We start from the raw sequence: 17,616 nt of genomic DNA on the forward strand, positions 1-17,616 counted from the left end.
CCGGTGTGCAGCTCGCGGCGGGTGACCGGGGTGACGGGGCGGCTGAACAACTCGGCGTGGGCCCAGGTGAGGTGGTCGAGCCCGGCGCCGGCGAGGCGGTCCACGGCGACGTACGAGCAGTGCAGCTTGGCGGCGAGCGGCACCTCGCGGTGGAGCCTGCGGTGCAGCGCCTTCAGCCGCCCGCGGACGGCGGGGTCGGCGGCGGCGTCCTCGCGGACGACGGCGATGAGGTCGAGGTCGCTGCGGTACGGGCGGTAGTCGCCGAGGGCGAGCGAGCCGTGCGCCCACAGCGCCTCCAGCGGCGCCGCGGCGCGCAGGGCGGCGAGAAACCGGTCGAGGAGCGGCCGGGCGGCGTCGCGTGCGGTCACGTCAGGCGGCCAGCAGCTCGTCGAGGCCGTCGCGGGCCAGCTCCGCCAGCTCGTCGAGCGCCGCGCGGGCGCGGGCGGCCGTCGCGGGGTCCCGCTCGGGCAGGCCGCTGGCGACGAACTCGTCCTCGTCGAGCCTGAGGACCGTCTGCCGGTCGCCGGAGAGCCAGAGGTCCAGCTCCAGGTCGTGCACGGTGACCCGGTCCTGCTCGACGCGGGCGGGCCGGGCCACGTCGCAGTACCAGCCCTTGAGGCGGCCGTCGGCGGCGTGGATCTCCTTGACCGAATACCAGCGGTCGCGCCAGAAGTGCTCGGTCCACACGTCGCCCCGCTCGAACCGCACGTAGCCGGCGTCGCGCTCCTTCGGGCCGGCCCAGGGGGCGCGCACCACCGCGTGGTCGCCGTCGTCGCGGAGGACGACCGCCGCGTAGCTCAGGCCCGGTCGGTGCTGCTTGACCAGCGTGACCTCGACCTCGTGGCCCGGTGTCAGCATGCCCTTCCTCCCGTACGCCTCCCCCGGGACGGCGCCGGGGCGGGCCGGGCGCCGCGGCAATTGGTGAGGCCCCGCGACGGGGGAGCGCGGGGCCTCATACCGTCAAACGGCAGACGTGGGCTCCGGGTTCCCCGCAGGACGAAAAAGTTTCTGCTACGAGGCATGGTGGGCTCAGGCGATCCCCCGCATCGCCCGAGCCCACCTGTGTACCTCGAATGGAGCACCACTCCCCCACCATTCACCAGGCAAAAGACCGGGTTGCTACGGAGGTTCGCCGGATTCCGCGGGATTCCCCAGTCAAGATCATCCCCCAACTGCCCCCCCAATCGCGCCCACACGAAGGCCCCGCCTGCCAGTGGATCTGCGGCGCGGCAGGCGGGGCCAGTCGAGAGCCCCGCTCGCCACCGGGGGTGCGGACGAGCGGGGCCGTCCGGGGGTCAGCGGCGGGGTGTCTCTTCGGGGGCGCGGAGGAGGTCGGGCTGGAGGGCGACCCATTCGCCCTTGGGGTGGCCGCCGCCGCGGATGGTGTAGTCGCCGGCCCGGGAGATGTCAGTGAGGATGCCGGTGCGGTTCTCGACGGGGTCATGGACCTCGTCACCGATGCTCCACGCTGCCGCTGCCGCCGGCCTGTCGTTAGCCTGTGTCATGGCTCCTGCTCCGCTCAGAGAGTCCACGCCCCCGGGCCGTTACCGCGGCCGCGGGGGTTCTTGCTGCTCAGACGGTACCGCTACATGCCGCCCCATGTCGCCCCATGGGGCCATCTGCGGATGCTGGGTGTGACATGCCGCTCTAGCGTGCGGATCATGGATGACGAGATCGGCTACGTGTACATGCAGGTGGCCGACACGATCGAAGCGGAGATCCGGTCGGGCCGGCTGCCGGTGGGTGCGCGGCTGCCGAACGAGCGGGACATGGCCCGCGAGCGTGGGATCGCGCCGGGCACGGTCCGCCGGGTGGTGCGCGAGCTGCGGGACCGCGGGCTGGTGAGGACGCTGCCGAACAAGGGGACCTACGTCGTCACGCCCCCGCCGGCTGACACTGCCTCGCCGTAGCCTGTCTGTCATGCTTTCGCCACCCGCCCCGCCGCGCCCTGCTGCCCATGTGCAGGCGGACATCGCCGCCTGGCTGAAGCTGCCGGTGGCGTTTCGGGTGCGGTTGGATCCGCGGCGTGAGGTGCTGCCGGGGCTGTGGGCGGAGTGGCTGGCGGCGGACCGCGCCGAGGTCGTGAAGGCGGCGTGAGTCGCGACGCCGTCGAAGTCCCGCCCTGGCGCCCCGAGATGGGCCCGCGGCCGCGGGTCACCGTCTACCCGGCCCGCAATCCGCCCCGGCTGCGGGTGCGCGTGGACGGCGATTGGCGCGACGCCGAGGTGATGGCGCGGCATGACTGGCCGTCCGGGGTGATCGCGGTGCAGGTGACGATCCGGCTGCCTGCGGAGGATCTCGGCGGCGGGCTTCAGACGTTCGGGCGGACGTACCTGTGGGACTCGGGCGCGATGCACGTGCTCGACGAGCAGTGGGGCGGCCCGGCGACGAACCCCTAGGCCGGTACAGCTTGACGCTGTACAGCGTGAGGCTGTATTTTGGTGGTGTCGAGAGGGGCACCCATGAACACCACCGACGCAGCCGCCCAGGCCGGAGTCACCACCCCCACCATCCGCCTGTGGTGCCGCATCGGCGCCCTCGCCGCCGTCAAGCACGCCGGCCGCTGGATCATCAACACCGCCTCCCTCGCCGCACGAATCGCCATCGGGCACATAAAGGGGAAGGCCATGACCACCACCGGGACGCTCGTCGAGATCCCCGGCCAGTACTACGGAGTCCGCGGCGACACCGACACGCTCGCCGCCGCCTACCAGAACGGGGCCGCGGTCACCGTGGACAGCGGCCCCTACGCCGGTGACCGGGTCTACCTCGGCCTCACCCGCTGGACCCTCGGCGGCTACGGCCGAACCCAGGAGATCCTCGGCCTCGCCTACACCAAGGACGACGGTCAGGCCGTCTACTACCTGGACACCAACCGCCTCGCCGAAGCGCCCGCCATCGCCGCCGCGTTCCAGCGCTTCGACGACGAGGTCGCCGCGGCCGACGCGAAGACGCGCGCCCAGGATGACGCCTACCTCAACGACCCCTACGAGTGAGGACACCCCTGATGCCGACCATCAAGCTGTGGCTGCGCACCGACGCCGTCCGAGTCGACGACGAGACGGGCGAGGACGTGCCCATCCCCCGCTACGCCGACGCCATCGACCTTGACAGCCTCAGCCCCCGCGCCCGCGCGCTCGCCGAGGCCGTCGCCCAGATGCGGGTCACCCCGACGAGGGACGGAGACAAGAGAAACGGCCTCGTGCTGTGCCAGCACACCACCCGCACCGTAGGCGACGTCACCCCCGGCGCGGAGGGATGGATGTCCCCCGAGAGGGCCGCCCAGCCCGACACGATGACGTGGAAGGACTGGGACCGCTTCCCCGCCGACCGGGAGATGCCCGGGGAGGAGTACCTGGAACGGCAGGCCCGCAAGATCCCGCACGACTACGCCATCGTTGGCGGCGTGCGCTCCTCCCTGGACTGGGCGCGACAGCGGCCCGACCCGGTGCCGTCCAGCGCCGCAAGCGGCGAGGACCGCCACCTCACCCGGGACCAGGTGCTTAACTACATGCGTGAGCGGGGCCGGGCCATCAGCGCCTCGACGTGGAGCAGCTACACCGCCCGCGGTCAGGCCCCTCGGCCGGACCGCCACATCAGCCGTACCCCGCTGTGGGCCGTCGAGACCATCGACGCCTACCTCGACGGAAGCTGGAAGGCGCCCGCCTGACCCCCGCACAGCACGACACCCCCGCCCTGGCGTGTTATCGAGGGTGCAGGCCACAGGCGACACCATGCGGAGGAAGGTATGGCACCCCTCACATTGACATCCTATGGTGGGGGTGCCATAGTGAAGGTGTCGGCGGGGAACGGCCCCCCGCCCCACCAGAGGGGGAACCCCAATGCGACCCATCACCGCCACCGACATCATCGAGTTCCACAACTCCGGCGCGGAGCTGCTGGTTCTCGACTCCACCACAGGGGAGTTCGAGTTCATCGAGGCGCCGTGGCCGCTTTCCCGCCCCGAGGCCAGCGCCTACGACTTCATCACCCTAAAGGACGTGTTCGGGACCTCGGAGGGCGACCTCATCACCGAGAACGAGCGGGAGGTCCAGATCCTCATCGCCACGCCCGACGGCGGCGAGTGGCACGAGAACATCGTCGACGACGCCCTCGACGAGTCGGGCAACCTCCGCGCCTCCGTCGCCGACGAGATGGCCGACATCATCAACGCCGACGGCATCCTCCCCAGCCGCGTCCTTGGCGCCCGCCACGCCGAGGAGCAGTGGAAGGCTGCCGCCGCCGAAGCCGACCGGAAGGCCGGAGCCCGCGCCCACCGGGTCGCCACCGTCGTGGCGTTCTGCGGCGGCAACCAGTCCGAGGCCGCCCGCCAACTCGGAGTCGACCAGTCCACGGTCAACAAGCTGGTCAAGAAGTCCGCCATGCGCACCGTCGCACTCGTCTCCGCCGCCCCCGGCGACCGGGTCCCCGGGCGTGAGCTGGGCGACCCCGAGTGCCCCGAGATCCCCGGCCTGATGGAGCGCCCCGAGGTGAAGTCGTTCTTCGCCGAGCACGACTACGACGCGGACCACGACGACGAGTTGATGTACCTCGTGACCGCTGGCGAGATCGACATGATCCCCGACGACTTCCCGTACCTGATCGTCCGGTACTGACCCCCGCACAGCACGACGCCCCCTCCCGCGAGCGGCAGGGGCGTTGCGCGTCTCCGGGGGCCTCTGCCCCGCCACCACGGCGGGAGGGATGCGGTCACCCGCGCCCAGCTTGTCCCGGCAGACGAGACCGCCCGCCTTGAGCCGGAAGACCGGGTGTCACGGCGTCCCGTGACAGGCGGGCGGATTCGGTGCGACGTGGTGGGGATTCGAACCCCACATCTCTGCGTCACCGCTGCCTCTGCCGTTGGGCCACACGCCGCACCACCAGCGTAGCCGCCGCCACCGACAGCGGGCACACGAAAACCCCGCCGCCCGGGAAGGGCGGCGGGGCTCAGCTACTAGGTTGGGAACAACTGGTAGATCATTGGGAGTTCGTGCCCGCCCCCTACGAGTACTGCCGTCGTTGCGGGTCGAGTGCCGCGGCGAGCGGGCCGTTCCCGTTCCCTGGGTTGTCGTCGGGGGGTGGCCCGTCGGCCGCGCACGCGTACTGCGTCGACCCGTCCGCGGTCGGCGTGCAGGTGTAGGTGACGCCGCCGTACACGAACTTCCACGACGAGGGCGGCGGTCCGGCGGGCCCGCGCTCGCCCTGCGGTCCCTGCTCGCCCTGGGGTCCGGCCGGCCCGGGTTCACCCTGCGGCCCCACGGGTCCGGCTTCTCCAGCCGCGCCGGGCTGGCCGTCGGCGCCGGGGCTGCCTGGTGCTCCTTCGGCGCCGGGGGTTCCTGGCGGGCCCGACGGTCCGGGGCTGCCGTCGTCACCCGACTGGCCCTTCTCGCCGTTCCCCCCGCGGGGCCCACGGTCGCCGCTCTCCCCGGGCTGCCCGGTGGGTCCCGGACTGCCGGGCACACCGCGCGCCCCCGCCTTACCGGGGTCTCCGGCGACGGGATCGCCACCGAGGCGCTGCACCTGCGCGGCGAGCGCGTCGCGGGCTTCGTTGGACTCCCGCAGGTCGCGGTTGAGGCCCTGGAGCGCGAGGACAACCCACGCGACTGCGCTGCCGAGGGCGACGGCGAGGAGCACGGTCCACAGGTCGCCGCGCCTCCAGCGGCGGGCATCGTCTCTCATCTGCGACCGCGTCACGTACCCGCCCCCCGAGTCAGCAGGATGATCACCGGCAGGAGGATCCCGATCAACGGCACGATCACCGCACCGACCAGCCACCGGCGGGTCGCGACGATCCGCTCCGCGTCCTTCTCCCTCAGCGTCTCCAGCGCCTGCACCCGTGCCGTCAGCGCGTCGTGCCGCAGCGTGTACACGTCCGTCGACACCTTGGAGTCGAGCCGGTGGCCGATCTGCTGGATGTCGTCCCGCACGTCGGCGAACCGGTCCTCGAAGCGCCTCGCGAGTTCGCCCAGCGTCGGTTCATCGGCCACAGATCACCGCCCAGGTCAGACGCCGCGAACGGGGGTCTTGTCTACCGGCGACACCTGGCCGCGGGTCAGCAACCCCAGCACGGCGAGGACGGCGGCGTTCAGCGCGCCCACCGTCTCCGCGGACACCGCCAGCCCGTAGGCCGCCAGCAGCGCCACCGCGGCGGCGACGACACCGGTGAACGCGGCCGGTGCGATCGGCCGGGTGACGGCGGCGGTCGCCGCAGCGAACGCGGCGGAGATGACGGCGACGATCGCCGCGGCCTGCTCTGCGTCCAGCCCGAACTGGAAGCTGACGAGGAGGGACAGGCCGGCCGATACAGCGGCGAGAACGAGCGCGGGCTCATAGCCGAAGATCTTCATGGGTGACGCCTTTCACTTGCCGCGCAGGAGCGCGAGCACCTGATCGAGCTTGGAGTCCGCGGACTCGGAGGCCCTGCGGGCGCCGCGTGCGGCGCGGGTCTGGGTGGCCACGTGGCTCTTCCACGTCCAGAAGCGGTTCGTCTTGTACGACTCGGCGTCCTCCGGCGCCTCGAACACGCCGTCGGTGCTGATCAGCTTCTTGAACACCGCGTCGGCGATGCGCTCGATGTCGTCGTTCGTCACTTCGTCCTCCTCGGGTCGCGGGGCGCCCTTCTGCACCCACGCGTAGAGCACCGGTCCCGGGCACGAGGTGGCGTAGCCGTCGCGGTGGCCCTTGATTTCGGAGCCCGCCGGCCCCTCGCTGCGGCAGTACTCGATGGCGTCCCGCAGCCCGTGCAGCTGCGCGTCCGGGGGTGTCGTCACGCCCGAGGTGCCGACCAGCCCGAGCACCGCGTAGTGCGCCTCGTTCAGGCTGGTGGTGCCGTTCGCGCTGTTGCGGCGCCTCAGCCCGCGGCCCTCGTACACGTAGCCGTGGGTGCACACGACGTAGCTGTAGCCGATGTCGGACCAGCCGTTGGTGTCCATGTGCAGGCTCTGCACGGAGCGGACGTAGTCGTCGCAGCGGGAGTGCTCCCGGTCCGTGTAGGCGCCACCCAGGTAGTGGATCTTCACGCCGCGACGCGGGCCCGCATACTGGATCGCGCCGGACGGCAGTCGGTAGGCGCGGGCACCCCACGCCGAGCGGGAGACGAGCTTCATCGGGACTCCTGCCGCAGGTAGTAGTTCCGCGCCATCTGCTCCAGGCCCGGCTCATCGAACTCGGCGGTGTACCTGCCGCTGTTGGCAGCGGTGAGGTAGCCGCCCGACGGCGCGCACATCACCGGCCGCCGGCCCGCGCTGTTCCGCACGCACTCCCCGTCCTCGATGCGCCCGTCGCCGTCGCGGTCGTAGTTGACGTGCGCCAGGCCCATGATGTGGCCAAGTTCGTGCAGCACCCCGTTGGCCTGCTTCGCGGCGTTCGTCGTGTCGTTGCTGGAGAACCAGTTGTCGACCGTCCAGTACTGGCTATTCATGTACACGTTGCCGCCCCAGGCGCTGCCGTTGGCCGCTGCGTGGCACGGGTAGGAGATCGACGCCCACGACCCCTCCACCGGCCGGTGCTTGTAGTGGAAGCGAATCTCGTGCCGCGGCTGATCCGAGCACGACGACCGCGGACCCGGCACGATCGTCGAGGACACCGTGACCTGCACGCCCGTCACGTCGGTGATCTGAGCCGCGACCTTCTTCAGGTAGGGCGACAGCCGGTCCCGGCCCGCTTCGGACGCGAACACGATCGTGTACGGGTCGGGGCTGATCGAGTAGATGCCCTTGGCGGTGTACGCCTTCCAGCCGCGCCCGGAGTACACCGGGGATTCCGCGGCGGACGCGGGCGGGGCGGCCAGCGCCATGGCCGCCGCCACGGCGACAGCGGCAACGATCAGCATCCGGACGCGTTGGAACATCACGAGACTCCCAGGGGGTTGAAGAGGGTCAGGCTTCGGCGGGCGGCGGCTGCGGCGGCTCCGGAGACGGGACCGGCGGTTCGTCCATCACGCCGAGGTCCACCAGCGTCGGCACGTCGGCGTCCGTCATCCCAGGGCGCGGCGTCACCTGCACGGGTACCGGATCGGTCACGGCAGGCTCCTCACAGGCTGTAGAAGACGCCGTTGAACCCGATCCAGCCCGGCCTGTTAGTGGAGGCGTTGGTGCCGTAGATCTCCAGGTGGCCATCCGTCTTCGCGTCGAGCTTCAGCGTGATCCGGTCGGAGTTGACGTCGGAGCAGGGGATGACGACGGTCCGCAGACTCGCGGGCCGGGCGGCAGTCGGCAGCGGCGACGAGGTGAAGATCCCCGAGTTGGGGATGCTGCCGCCGCCGTAGGTGACCGACAGGGCGCCCTGCAGCTGCACGGAGATCTCCCCGAAGAGGTTGATCCGCCGGTACTGCACGGTGCCGTTCGAGTTGCCGTTGTGCGAGAAGCCGCTGACCAGGCTGATGGTGGTCCAGCTGGAGATGCTGGCACCCATCGTCACCCACGTGCCGGCGACCCGCGCGTCCAGCCGCTGTTCGGCCGCCAGGTAGGTGACCATCCCATCGGCCGGGGAGGTGAGCGTCGCGTTGCGGGCGGAGGCGGTCGCGAACCGCATCACCGACCGTTCGGTGATCGCGTTGGCGATGTCCTGGGCCAGCGTCGCCGCGTTCGGCGCGTCGGTCAGGGCGGCGATGCTCACGCCCTGCCCGTAGTCGTCGGTCGTCGGCATCAGATTTCCGTCTCGACCACACCGTGGTGGGTCGCGGACACGGATGCCACCTCAGGCGATGCCAGCATCGCCTGCCTGATCGCATCGGCGATGACCTGGTTGGTCACCCCGCCAGGCACACCGGACCCGCCGAGAATGGTGTACTCCACGGTGATGCGGTTCTCCGGGTCGACGCCGACTGCTCTGACGGCGGTGAACGGCAGGTCTCCGGTGGTGAGCGCCATGGGCTCCTCCTCAGGTGGCGGATTCGTAGGTGGCGGTGATTCGGAGCACGTCGCCGCTGCCGACGGCTTCCGGGGCGTTGATGGCCGGGTTCATCTGTGTCAGCCGGACGTCGGCGGCTCCGGAAGGGAAGAAGGGGGTGCCAGTCGTGCCCGCCGGGGCGATGACGAACTGACCGGCCCATCTGCTATTGCCGGCCCAGTGCGCGTGACCGATGTACGTGCAGCCCGCGTTGGCTGCCTGTACCGGCAGCGACAGGAAGCTGTTGCCCGTCCCGCCGGTGGTGGTCGTGCCGATCGACAGGTTGATCGTCATGTGCACTGTCCGGCCGACCTTGTGGTAGCGGCCGACGAGCACGCCGTTGCCCAGCGCCGGGGCGGTGCCGCTGGACGTCCAAGCTGCCGGGTAGCTGGGCCATGCGGTGTCGGCGGCGGTCGCGGTGCGGCCGTGGGCGACCCAGTTGCCCTGCCCTGAGCGGGAGATGACGGCGGTGTCGCCGACGGTGGGGTTGAGGTAGGAGTCCAGGCGGCGGGCGCGGATGTCGCCGCAGTCGACGGTTCCGGTGCCGACGGCGGTGACGGTGGCGGTCTGCCAGTCGGCACCGCGCACCGCCGGTGTGGTCCGGCCTTGCCGGACGGCTTCGCCTGCGATGGCGTCTGCGAGCGCCCGCGTGCTGGAGCCCATCAGCCGTCCTCCTTGCCGCCGATGAGCGCGAGGGCGAACGTGCCGCTGGGGCTGAGGTCGATCGAGAAGGACTGCACCTGGTGCAGGTCGCGGCGGCCGTTGCCGTACACCGCCCGGATCACGTCGCCGGGCTCCAGGCAGGGGTTCGGCAGGCTGGTGATGTCGGCGCTCGCCGCGGGCTTCACGCTGTCGCGCAGCAGCTTGTTCGCCGCGCCCGTCGCGATGCCGACGCTGGTCAGCGTCGGCGAGGAGTAGAAGCGCACCACCCGGCCGAACGGCCCCAGGTAGTACGTCGGGCTGGTCACGTCGTCGTCCATGGCCGTGCCGGTGGCTGACGTGTTGTCCTCGGAGTTCTCACCGCTCGCGACGACGATGTTGTACATGCCCTGCCGGGAGAACTCGCGGTTCGCCTCGATGAGCACGCCGCCGTCACCGGCCGCGACCTCCCATACGGGCTCGGTGGCGAGGATGTCCGGCAGTTCGGCGATGGTGAACACGCCGTCGGCGTTGCAGTACGCCTCCGCTCCGACGGCGGTAGCGATCTCCTGCACCGCGGCCCAGCGGTCGCCCTCCCGGTCCCAGGTGCGGGTGCCCAGCGCCGTGTTGTCGGCAGTGGAGGCGATGATCGCGTCCGGCAGCGTGTTCTGGATCAGCGCGGTGATGGAGGTGACCGCGGCGGTCGCCCCGCGGGTGGAGTAGGGGGCGGTGAACTTGTCGTCTGCGATGGTCGCTTCGAGCCCGGACGCGGTGATCGTGACCGGGCCTGTGTCGGGGTCGCCCGAGAGAGCATCGAGACGGCCGAAGAAGATCGGCACGGACTCGACCAGGCCGCCGGGGTAGACGATGCCGCGGCGGATCCGGATCCGCGCCCCGGAGATCGCCAGGTAGTCGGCGGCCGTCCACGGCAGCAGCGACAGGTCCGGGACCTCGACGGTTGCCGTGCGGCGCACGGCGGCGCCGCGGTCCACCGTCACCGACCCGCCGGTGTGCGGCAGTTCGTCGACATGCCCGTCCGGCCAGTGCAGCTCGACGGCGGACGCGAGGACATGGCTACCAGCGAGCGCGGACAGGAACCGGTCGGACGGCGGTGGATACACCACTCACCCCCCGATGGGACGGTTGAACAGCACGTCCTCCCAGGTGGCGAACCGGTCCAGTACGTCCTGCCAGGTGGTGTTCTCCGACAGGATGTCCTGCCAGGTGCGGCCGGCGGAGCCGCCCACCCCGACTGCCGTGGGCATGTCCGTCTGCGTCAGCGGCAGCGACCACGCCCGCCAGCCCTCCGGCGCATACGTCGTGATCCGCGCCTCGGTGGCCTCCCCGACGGACACGTACATGTCGTCGACGCCCATGCCGGGTGCGGCCTGCCACAGCAGCGTGTTGCCCGAGTCGAGCAGCCAGTGCAGCGCCGTCCGCTCGGCGTCATCCCGCGTCCACACCGCAAGTTCGCCCTCAAGGCCGCCACGCACATCCGAGATCGTCACGGTGTTGCGGCGCCCGCGGATCCGGTGCCCGGTCTGCTCGATCGGCCGCGTCCAGTCCGGGGCCCGCTCCACCAGCAGCCGCAGGTTGCGCTGCGGCAGCCCGGGGTCCTTCAGCCACGCGAGATTCGGGTCGCCGGGATCGACGGTGACCGTGTCGCTCTGCCTGAAGGACTCCAGTGCGTTATCGGAGGCGTCGTAGCACTCCGCGGCATACGACACCGGCACCCCGAGCGGCGCCTCGTAGTCCTCGAACACCATCAGGTCAGAAGTGATCGGAATGCGGTCGACGAGGCCGTCGGGGCCACGGACCAGCGTGCGGATGCCGTCGCTGCCGACACGCCACAGGGACAGCAGCTCGCCCGGCTCCAGTTCCCGCAGCGTGATCGTGACACTCCCCGTCCCGGGCTGCGCCGTAACGAGGAAGAACGGCAGGACTTGCCACAGCGCGACCCGGTCGATCGCGACCGCCGACGACACGGCGGTCGCCGTCAGTTCGAGTTCGATCTCCGCCCGCGCCGCCCCGGTCGGTGGGGTGAAGTCGTTCTGCAGCCACCACCAGTTCGGGGTCGGCACGGCTGTCGGCGACGAGGCGGTCGAGCTGATGAAACTGCTGCCGGCGTCGTACCAGCGCACCCTGAGGATGCTGTTCCACGATCCGGCGGTGACGTTCGTATACACCTCGATGCGGTGCGACAGGCCGCTGACGTCGCCGCCCAGGCTCCAGCGCGGGGAGCGGATCACCGAGGTGGTCGCCGTCGCACTGGAGACGATGAGGCTGTAGGAGCCCTCGTAGGCCACCGCGCCCCACGGTGTCGACCGGGGGGCGGTCGCCACCCCCGACGTCACGCTCCAGCCGGAGACGCCCTGCTCGAACGAGGCGTCGCTGTAGCGGACCACGCTGTCCGGCCGGAACTCCAGGTCGGTGCCGATGACGGCCTGCTCCACCCGCAGCACCTGGCCGAGGCTCGCCGAGTCGATCCCGACGGCCAGCGCGCACGTCACCGCGCCGGCCGGGGCGACCGCCGAGGCCCGCTGCCGGTACCAGCCCGTGCCCGGCGCGGCGAGTTCGCCGCGTGTCGCCTGCAGCTGGGTGTCCGCGGCGTCGTAGAAGCGGACCTCGACCCACGTGTCGGCGGCCGACGTCGGCGGGTTGAGGTAGCAGAACGCCAGATACTCCTGCCCCTCGGTGCAGGGCACCCGGGCCGTGCGCATCGCCTGGTCTCCGGCCGCGGTGGCGGTCATCGACACGACGTGCCCGCCGGTCGGGTAGTAGTCCACCGGCCACTGCACCACCGGCACAGTGCGGGCGATCGTGACGGAGCCGATTCCCGTCCACGACGTGGTGTCGATCTCCGGGGACTCCGCGTTCCACGGCAGCAGGTTGCCCATGATGTGCTGCGGCAGGCCGAGGTAGACGTTCTCGAAGAAGCTGATCACCGCAGCCGCGGCTGGCGTCGATGACAGCAGCACCTGCGCCCGTGCCGCGTCCGGCGGCGCCACCCCGCCGACGCTGATGCGGTGCCACGTCGCGGACGCCGCCGCCGTCGTCAGCGACCACGTCACGGAAATCTCTGTGTTCGCCGCCGTCAGCCAGCGGATACCGATGCGCTCCGGCACCGTCGCGCCCGAGGCGTCCGCGAACGCGTGGTACGTCTCGCCCGCCGCGATGGGGTAGGAGGAGACGGTGCGGGCCTGCATCTCTCCCGCGGCCACGCTCTTGACGATCAACGTTCCGGCGCCGTTCCGGCCGCCGGAACCCAGGCTGATCGTGCAGTTGAGCTTCTTCACCCAGCCCGACGTGTTCGGATCCACTGACTCCGTCGTGACGCTCAGCAGGTTCCCCGGGATCGCCACCGCTCACCTCCCCGTCCGGCCGGAGCGCAGCGCCGACGCCAGCTCTCGGTTCTCGTGCTGCACCACGCCACGGACCTGGCCCAGGAACTCACCGCTGTCGAGGTACAGATCGCCGGTGAAGTCGCCGCCGCCAGAGGCGGTGACGCCCGTCGACGCGGCGCCCTCCATCGCCTTGAACTGCTGCGGGGTGAGCACCGCCTCCGGCCGGCTGAGCCCGTTGAAGCCCAGGCCGCCGGGCGGCAACCAGCCGCCGTCGTCATACCAGCCGACGCGCTGGCTGTGTGCCCATGCCCCGGCCGGGTTGCCGTAGCGGCCGTCGATGTAGCCCAGGCCCCACTTGATCTGTGTGGCGGGGTTGGTGCGCCAGTCGGCGCCGGCCGACGCCATCTTCCAGGCGGGCAAGCTCTGCGGGATGCCGAAGGCCCCTGAGCTGGGGTTTCTTGCGTTCCAACGCCACCCGGACTCGCGGGTCCACAGCTTGTCCAGCGGGGGCCACTGGCGGTCGCCCCAGCCGAACTGCCCGAGCATCTCCCGCGCTGCCGACTTCGCCCCCGCGATGCCGGTGATGCTGCCGCCGCCGATCGACGGCGCGAAGCCATACACCGAACTGAACATGGGGTGGTTCGCGCCGCGGGCCCGGCCGCCGACGAGCACGCCGTCGCCGCCGCGGGACTCGACGTTGACACCGCCGAGGGTGCCCGCGGTGTGGCCGACTCCGCTGTGCGTAACGCCGATCTGGTACGGCGCCCTCAGGCCCCGCTTCCACCCGGGGGGTGCGGCGCCGCCCGCGAAAGCGTGCGTCGACCACCGGCGGTGCGGCTTCTGCCCGCGGATCACCGATTCGATCGCAGAGACGAAGCCGCTGCAGTCCCAGCTCGGGTTGCCGTTGCCGCCCCACTGGTAGGGCTTCCCGGCCTGTGTGCGGGCCCAGCGCAGCGCATCGGCGACCTTCGCGCCGCCGCCCGCCGCACCACTCACGAGCCCCTTCAGTCCGCTGATGATGGTCTTCGGCAGGGCGAGGACCATCTGACCCCAGCCCGTATCTCCGATCTTCCGCAACGGCTTCAGCAACGGGTCAAGCAGGCGGCCCAGATTCCCGACCGGGTCGGAGAGGAACTTCGCGCCCTTGGCGGTGCCGCTGGTCCCGATGCCGACGAGGCGGCCGAGCTTGCCGACGATGCCGCCGTCCTCCATCAGCTGACCGCCAGCCTGCTGCCACAAGCCCAGAGCACGCGAACGGTACTTCGGGTCCGTCGGGATGACGTACTCAGGGTGAGAACCCCGCCCCTCGCCGACGATCGCGGTGGGCCTGTTGAACACACCAGGCTGGGCGGGGATCGCACCGCCGCGCTCCAGCAGCGGCACAGTCTTCAGGTCGGGAAGACCGGGGATCCAGCCGCCGATCTTCTTCCAGACCTTGACGATGCCCTTGTTCCAGACGGTGTTCAGGACGAAGTTGATCGGCTTCTTCGTCAGACCCTTGATCTTGTCCCAGGCGCGGCCGATGGCGTCCTTCGCGGTCCGGAAGGCGTCGGCGACGCGGCCGATGGCGGTCTTCAGTGCGTTGAACGCCGGCCGGATGCCCTTCTCCCACACGCCCTTGATCACGGAGCGGATGCCGTTGAAGACGGGCGTGACGACCTTCCGCCACAGCCAGCGGAACACGTCGGCCAGGACGCGGATCGCGGCCCGGACCAGGCCGAAGTAGCGCTTCACGACCTGGGTCCACCACAGGCGGATGATCGTCGATATGGCCTTGAAGGCGAGCTGGAAGACCTTCCGCCAGAACCAGATGACGATCGCGCCGATGGTCTGGAAGTAGAACTTGACCAGCGAGAAGAACCGCTTGATGACCTGCTGGTACCAGAACTTGACGATCTTCCCGATGGCCTTGAAGACGGGCTCGAAGATCGTCTGCCACAGCCACAGCGCGATCCGGCCGAGGAGCCGGTAGTACGCGAAGACGAAGTCGAAGTACGGCTTAATGATCTTCGTCCACAGCCACATCACGATCGTGCCGATGGCCTCGAACACGGGCTTCAATGCCGCATTCCAGGCCGCCAGAGCAGCCGTCTTGATGCCCTCCCAGGCGGCCTGCACCCCGGCGCGGAACCAGCCGAACCTCTTGTACGCATAGACGACCGCGGCGACGAGGGCGACGATCGCGATGATGATCAGCGTGATGCCGCTGGCCGCGAACGCCGCGTTCAGCAGCCACTGCACGAGCGTCCACGCCTTCGTGGCGATGATCACCAGGTAGATGCCCTGGACCAGCCACGGCAGCGTCTCCGCGATAGAGGCGACGCCGCGTGCCAGCGCGCCGAGGGTCTCCAGCGCCGGCCCCGACAGCGGGGCCAGGCTCTTCGAGACCTCGTAGAACGCGCGGCCGATGTCACCCAGCCCGGCTGCGAGCACGGGCGCCATCCGCGACGAGTAGTCGAGGAACCCCTCGAACTCCGGACTGCCCTTCAGGCTGGTGCCCCAGTTCGCGAACCGCTCCGTGATCCCGACCATCCGATCGGAGATCGAGTCCATGTGAGGCAGGAACGCGGCGACGATGCCGCCCAGGCCCTTCGCGATGTTCCCGAGCGCGACGCCCAGCCCGACGATCGCCGGACGGACGGAGCCCGTGAGGTCCTTCTTGAACGTCTTCCAGCCCTTCGACTGGAAACCGCGGGCCGCCCGGTTCTGCAGTTCCCCGACCGCCTTCGCGGCCTCGATCACGAACGGCGTCAGTCCGGGCAGGGCCCGCCGCAGCCCGTTGATGCCGCGCGTGAACAGCGGCATGATCGTGGGCTGCAACTCCCTCGACCAGCCCTTGAACGCGGTCCGCAGCCGCACGAAGGCGTTGAAGGTGCCGCGCGCCGCGGGCGACATAGCCGCCAGCGCGGCCTGGTACTTCGCCTGCGCAACCGCCGCCTGATCCGCACCACCGGCCGCCGACAGTTGCGCCGAGCGGATCTGCCGCTGAGCACCCGCGATAGAGTCCGCCGCCGACTGCTGCGCTACTACGAGCTGCTCCTGCGCGCGGGCCACGGACCGGGCGCCGTCCTCCTGGACCCGCACAACGTTGCGCTGCGCCTCCGCGACCCGCTGCTGGGCGGCGGCGATGTCCTGCTGGGACTGCACCTGCTGCCGGGCGGCCTCCCGCTGCGCGTCCGCCAGATCCCTGGCGCGGTCGCGCACCGACTCCTGGGAGTCCGCCAGCCGCTGCTGCGCGGTGCGCACCTGCTCCGAGCCGACGACGCCCGCCCGGTCCGCAGCCTTCTTCTCCGCCGCGAGCCGGGTCGTCTCCAGCTTCTGTTCCTTGAGCCGCTGCACCGCCTGGTCGTAGGCGAGCTGCGCGCGCTGCTGCTCCAGCAGCGTCGCGTTGCTCCCGGCGGCCTTGACGGCGTTGAGACGGGCCATCGCCTCCTGCGCATCCAGGACGGCGTCCCGCTCGCTGAGTTGTGCGCCCGCGAGGCGGTTGCCGAGGTCGACCAACTCCTCGGCGGCCTCCCGCCGGGCGGCGGTGAGGTCGCGCTGCGCCTGCCGGGCGGTGCGCTGGGCGTCGGCGAGGGAGTCCTCGGCGTTCTCGACCTGTTCCGCCGCGGCACGCTGTCGGTCCGCGGCCTGCTCGACCGCGGATGCGAGGGAGGACTTGGCGTCTTGGACCTGCTGTGCGGCCTGCTCGCTGTTCTCCGCCGCCTGCCGCACCGCGTCGGACACGCCCTGCTCGGCCTGCCCGATCTGCCTCGCCGCGTTGCGGTGCGCCGTGGCCAGCGCCTGCTGCGCGCCTTCAAGCTGCGTCGCCTTCTGGGCGGCCTGTGCGGCGGTCTGGCCGCCCTTTGCCGTTGCGGTGGCCGCGGCATCGGACGCCGCCTTCTGCGCTTTCAGGGCGTTCGCGATGTCCATGACCGCCGGGACCGCCGCGGCGGCGAGCGCACCGACGCCGGCGCCCGCGGCGAGCGCAGCCGCCGTGATCGACCCGATGCCCGCGGCCAGTACCGGCACCGCGGGGATGGCGACGAGGCTGCCGATCGCGGCGGCCAGCACGAGCACCGCCATGCGAGCCTGGCGGGTGCTCACGTTGATGTCGATGTCGCGGCGGTCCAGTGCCGACATCATGGCCCCGACGGCGGCGAGTTCCGCCATCGCCTGCCCGGCGTCGACACGGACCTGCACGTCGGCATCGGACGCGGACAGGGCCTGCAGACGGGCACGGATGCGCTCGATCTCCGCCATCGCCGCACCCGAGCTGATGTCGACACCGATCTCCTGATCGGCCAGGCGTGCCAACTGTGCGCGAAGCCGCAGGATCTCGGCCTGCGCCGGAGTGGTGTCAGCGCCGATCTCGACGTCCGGCAGGTTCCGCATCGCGGCCTCGATACGAGCCCGGGCGGCGCGCGCGAACGCGCCGCCCGACTCGGAGCCCTGCCGGGTAGCGGCGGGCCGTCCGGCCCGGCCGCCGTTGTTGATGCCGTCGCGGATGCTGTCGCTGATCTCGGCGACGATGCGCTGCCCGATCTGGCGGCCGATGCGCTGTCCGATGACAGATGCCGACCCGCCCGCGGCGTCGGCCATCGCAGGGCCGAAGCGCCTGCCCGCGGCCTCACCGGCATCCTGGCCCGCGCGGCTCGCCTCGGGGACGAGTTGAGACCGCAGCCGCTGGTAGATGCCTCGCGTGTTCGGGACGACATCGACCTCGACGGAGCCAACGGTGATCGCCACAGGAGGACTCCCTCCT

21 protein-coding genes and 1 tRNA gene are annotated in these 17,616 nt (G+C 71.0%); 6 read left to right on the plus strand and 16 right to left on the minus strand.

Annotated features, from left to right (window positions below; all coding sequences use genetic code 11):
- The 3 genes from H5J30_RS00005 to H5J30_RS00015 form a co-directional block, all read right to left on the minus strand.
- The coding region (locus H5J30_RS00005) for a nucleotidyltransferase domain-containing protein (protein WP_181785049.1) at nt 1-368 on the minus strand (368 nt) is incomplete at its 3' end.
- Between the two features lies 1 nt (nt 369).
- Complete coding sequence (locus H5J30_RS00010; RefSeq protein ID WP_181785050.1) at nt 370-858, minus strand: ribonuclease FAU-1 family protein; 489 nt, start codon at nt 856-858, stop codon at nt 370-372.
- A 437-nt stretch (nt 859-1,295) separates the two neighbouring features.
- Nucleotides 1,296-1,505 (minus strand): hypothetical protein, encoded by a 210-nt coding sequence (locus H5J30_RS00015; RefSeq protein ID WP_181785051.1) that lies wholly within the window; start codon nt 1,503-1,505, stop codon nt 1,296-1,298.
- A gap of 156 nt (nt 1,506-1,661) precedes the next feature.
- On the opposite strand from H5J30_RS00015, the gene H5J30_RS00020 reads away from it, so the two are divergent.
- The 6 genes from H5J30_RS00020 to H5J30_RS00045 all read left to right on the plus strand — a co-directional run bounded on the left by H5J30_RS00020 (nt 1,662) and on the right by H5J30_RS00045 (nt 4,616).
- Nucleotides 1,662-1,910, plus strand: a complete 249-nt coding sequence (locus H5J30_RS00020; protein WP_181785052.1) for a GntR family transcriptional regulator — start codon at nt 1,662-1,664, stop codon at nt 1,908-1,910.
- 10 nt (nt 1,911-1,920) lie between these two features.
- On the plus strand, nt 1,921-2,097 hold the full coding sequence (locus H5J30_RS00025) for a hypothetical protein (RefSeq protein WP_181785053.1): 177 nt from the start codon (nt 1,921-1,923) through the stop codon (nt 2,095-2,097).
- Complete coding sequence (locus H5J30_RS00030) at nt 2,094-2,399, plus strand: hypothetical protein (protein ID WP_181785054.1); 306 nt, start codon at nt 2,094-2,096, stop codon at nt 2,397-2,399. The genes H5J30_RS00025 and H5J30_RS00030 overlap by 4 nt, the downstream gene beginning before the upstream one ends.
- Before the next feature lie 63 nt (nt 2,400-2,462).
- The gene (locus H5J30_RS00035; RefSeq protein WP_181785055.1) at nt 2,463-2,996 is read left to right on the plus strand and encodes a helix-turn-helix domain-containing protein; all 534 of its coding nucleotides are present in this window, start codon (nt 2,463-2,465) and stop codon (nt 2,994-2,996) included.
- Between the two features lie 11 nt (nt 2,997-3,007).
- Nucleotides 3,008-3,670 (plus strand): hypothetical protein, encoded by a 663-nt coding sequence (locus H5J30_RS00040; RefSeq protein WP_181785124.1) that lies wholly within the window; start codon nt 3,008-3,010, stop codon nt 3,668-3,670.
- A gap of 172 nt (nt 3,671-3,842) precedes the next feature.
- Entirely contained in the window at nt 3,843-4,616 is a 774-nt protein-coding gene (locus H5J30_RS00045) for a hypothetical protein (RefSeq protein WP_181785056.1), read from the plus strand.
- Nucleotides 4,617-4,805: 189 nt separating this feature from the next.
- On the opposite strand, the gene H5J30_RS00050 is transcribed toward H5J30_RS00045, so the two are convergent.
- The 13 genes from H5J30_RS00050 to H5J30_RS00110 form a co-directional block, all read right to left on the minus strand.
- A tRNA-OTHER gene (locus H5J30_RS00050) sits at nt 4,806-4,876 on the minus strand.
- A gap of 125 nt (nt 4,877-5,001) precedes the next feature.
- A complete protein-coding gene (locus H5J30_RS37300) occupies nt 5,002-5,679 on the minus strand; it encodes a collagen-like domain-containing protein (RefSeq protein ID WP_181785057.1) in 678 nt (225 codons plus the stop codon).
- A gap of 11 nt (nt 5,680-5,690) precedes the next feature.
- Complete coding sequence (locus H5J30_RS00060) at nt 5,691-5,987, minus strand: hypothetical protein (RefSeq protein ID WP_181785058.1); 297 nt, start codon at nt 5,985-5,987, stop codon at nt 5,691-5,693.
- A 15-nt stretch (nt 5,988-6,002) separates the two neighbouring features.
- Nucleotides 6,003-6,347 (minus strand): hypothetical protein, encoded by a 345-nt coding sequence (locus H5J30_RS00065; RefSeq protein WP_181785059.1) that lies wholly within the window; start codon nt 6,345-6,347, stop codon nt 6,003-6,005.
- A gap of 12 nt (nt 6,348-6,359) precedes the next feature.
- Complete coding sequence (locus H5J30_RS00070; protein ID WP_181785060.1) at nt 6,360-7,106, minus strand: peptidoglycan recognition protein family protein; 747 nt, start codon at nt 7,104-7,106, stop codon at nt 6,360-6,362.
- Nucleotides 7,103-7,849 carry a M12 family metallo-peptidase gene (locus H5J30_RS00075; RefSeq protein WP_181785061.1) on the minus strand — a complete coding sequence of 249 codons (747 nt, stop codon included), beginning with the start codon at nt 7,847-7,849 and terminating at the stop codon, nt 7,103-7,105. Before H5J30_RS00075 ends, H5J30_RS00070 begins: the two co-directional genes overlap by 4 nt.
- A gap of 28 nt (nt 7,850-7,877) precedes the next feature.
- Nucleotides 7,878-8,021 (minus strand): hypothetical protein, encoded by a 144-nt coding sequence (locus tag H5J30_RS00080; RefSeq protein WP_181785062.1) that lies wholly within the window; start codon nt 8,019-8,021, stop codon nt 7,878-7,880.
- A gap of 10 nt (nt 8,022-8,031) precedes the next feature.
- Nucleotides 8,032-8,646 carry a hypothetical protein gene (locus tag H5J30_RS00085; protein ID WP_181785063.1) on the minus strand — a complete coding sequence of 205 codons (615 nt, stop codon included), beginning with the start codon at nt 8,644-8,646 and terminating at the stop codon, nt 8,032-8,034.
- On the minus strand, nt 8,646-8,870 hold the full coding sequence (locus H5J30_RS00090; protein ID WP_181785064.1) for a hypothetical protein: 225 nt from the start codon (nt 8,868-8,870) through the stop codon (nt 8,646-8,648). The genes H5J30_RS00085 and H5J30_RS00090 overlap by 1 nt, the downstream gene beginning before the upstream one ends.
- A gap of 10 nt (nt 8,871-8,880) precedes the next feature.
- The gene (locus H5J30_RS00095) at nt 8,881-9,552 is read right to left on the minus strand and encodes a hypothetical protein (RefSeq protein ID WP_181785065.1); all 672 of its coding nucleotides are present in this window, start codon (nt 9,550-9,552) and stop codon (nt 8,881-8,883) included.
- The gene (locus H5J30_RS00100; RefSeq protein ID WP_309505370.1) at nt 9,552-10,652 is read right to left on the minus strand and encodes a DUF5047 domain-containing protein; all 1,101 of its coding nucleotides are present in this window, start codon (nt 10,650-10,652) and stop codon (nt 9,552-9,554) included. Before H5J30_RS00100 ends, H5J30_RS00095 begins: the two co-directional genes overlap by 1 nt.
- Nucleotides 10,653-12,890, minus strand: a complete 2,238-nt coding sequence (locus tag H5J30_RS00105) for a hypothetical protein (RefSeq protein WP_181785066.1) — start codon at nt 12,888-12,890, stop codon at nt 10,653-10,655.
- A 3-nt stretch (nt 12,891-12,893) separates the two neighbouring features.
- Nucleotides 12,894-17,600: an aggregation-promoting factor C-terminal-like domain-containing protein gene (locus H5J30_RS00110; RefSeq protein WP_181785067.1), complete on the minus strand. Its 4,707-nt coding sequence runs from the start codon at nt 17,598-17,600 to the stop codon at nt 12,894-12,896.
- Nucleotides 17,601-17,616 lie beyond the last annotated feature (16 nt).

It is taken from the genome of Streptomyces phytophilus (genome assembly GCF_013870535.1).
Classification (GTDB): domain Bacteria; phylum Actinomycetota; class Actinomycetes; order Streptomycetales; family Streptomycetaceae; genus Streptomyces; species Streptomyces phytophilus.

What these genes read in the sequence shown, in the direction of transcription:
- H5J30_RS37300 (WP_181785057.1), bottom strand. Translation starts at nt 5,679, where the DNA reads ATGAGAGACGATGCCCGCCGCTGGAGGCGCGGCGACCTGTGGACCGTG.
- H5J30_RS00090 (WP_181785064.1), bottom strand. Translation starts at nt 8,870, where the DNA reads ATGGCGCTCACCACCGGAGACCTGCCGTTCACCGCCGTCAGAGCAGTC.
- H5J30_RS00010 (WP_181785050.1), bottom strand. Translation starts at nt 858, where the DNA reads ATGCTGACACCGGGCCACGAGGTCGAGGTCACGCTGGTCAAGCAGCAC.
- H5J30_RS00040 (WP_181785124.1), top strand. Translation starts at nt 3,008, where the DNA reads ATGCCGACCATCAAGCTGTGGCTGCGCACCGACGCCGTCCGAGTCGAC.
- H5J30_RS00025 (WP_181785053.1), top strand. Translation starts at nt 1,921, where the DNA reads ATGCTTTCGCCACCCGCCCCGCCGCGCCCTGCTGCCCATGTGCAGGCG.
- H5J30_RS00045 (WP_181785056.1), top strand. Translation starts at nt 3,843, where the DNA reads ATGCGACCCATCACCGCCACCGACATCATCGAGTTCCACAACTCCGGC.
- H5J30_RS00065 (WP_181785059.1), bottom strand. Translation starts at nt 6,347, where the DNA reads ATGAAGATCTTCGGCTATGAGCCCGCGCTCGTTCTCGCCGCTGTATCG.
- H5J30_RS00070 (WP_181785060.1), bottom strand. Translation starts at nt 7,106, where the DNA reads ATGAAGCTCGTCTCCCGCTCGGCGTGGGGTGCCCGCGCCTACCGACTG.
- H5J30_RS00085 (WP_181785063.1), bottom strand. Translation starts at nt 8,646, where the DNA reads ATGCCGACGACCGACGACTACGGGCAGGGCGTGAGCATCGCCGCCCTG.
- H5J30_RS00015 (WP_181785051.1), bottom strand. Translation starts at nt 1,505, where the DNA reads ATGACACAGGCTAACGACAGGCCGGCGGCAGCGGCAGCGTGGAGCATC.
- H5J30_RS00075 (WP_181785061.1), bottom strand. Translation starts at nt 7,849, where the DNA reads ATGTTCCAACGCGTCCGGATGCTGATCGTTGCCGCTGTCGCCGTGGCG.
- H5J30_RS00095 (WP_181785065.1), bottom strand. Translation starts at nt 9,552, where the DNA reads ATGGGCTCCAGCACGCGGGCGCTCGCAGACGCCATCGCAGGCGAAGCC.
- H5J30_RS00035 (WP_181785055.1), top strand. Translation starts at nt 2,463, where the DNA reads ATGAACACCACCGACGCAGCCGCCCAGGCCGGAGTCACCACCCCCACC.
- H5J30_RS00020 (WP_181785052.1), top strand. Translation starts at nt 1,662, where the DNA reads ATGGATGACGAGATCGGCTACGTGTACATGCAGGTGGCCGACACGATC.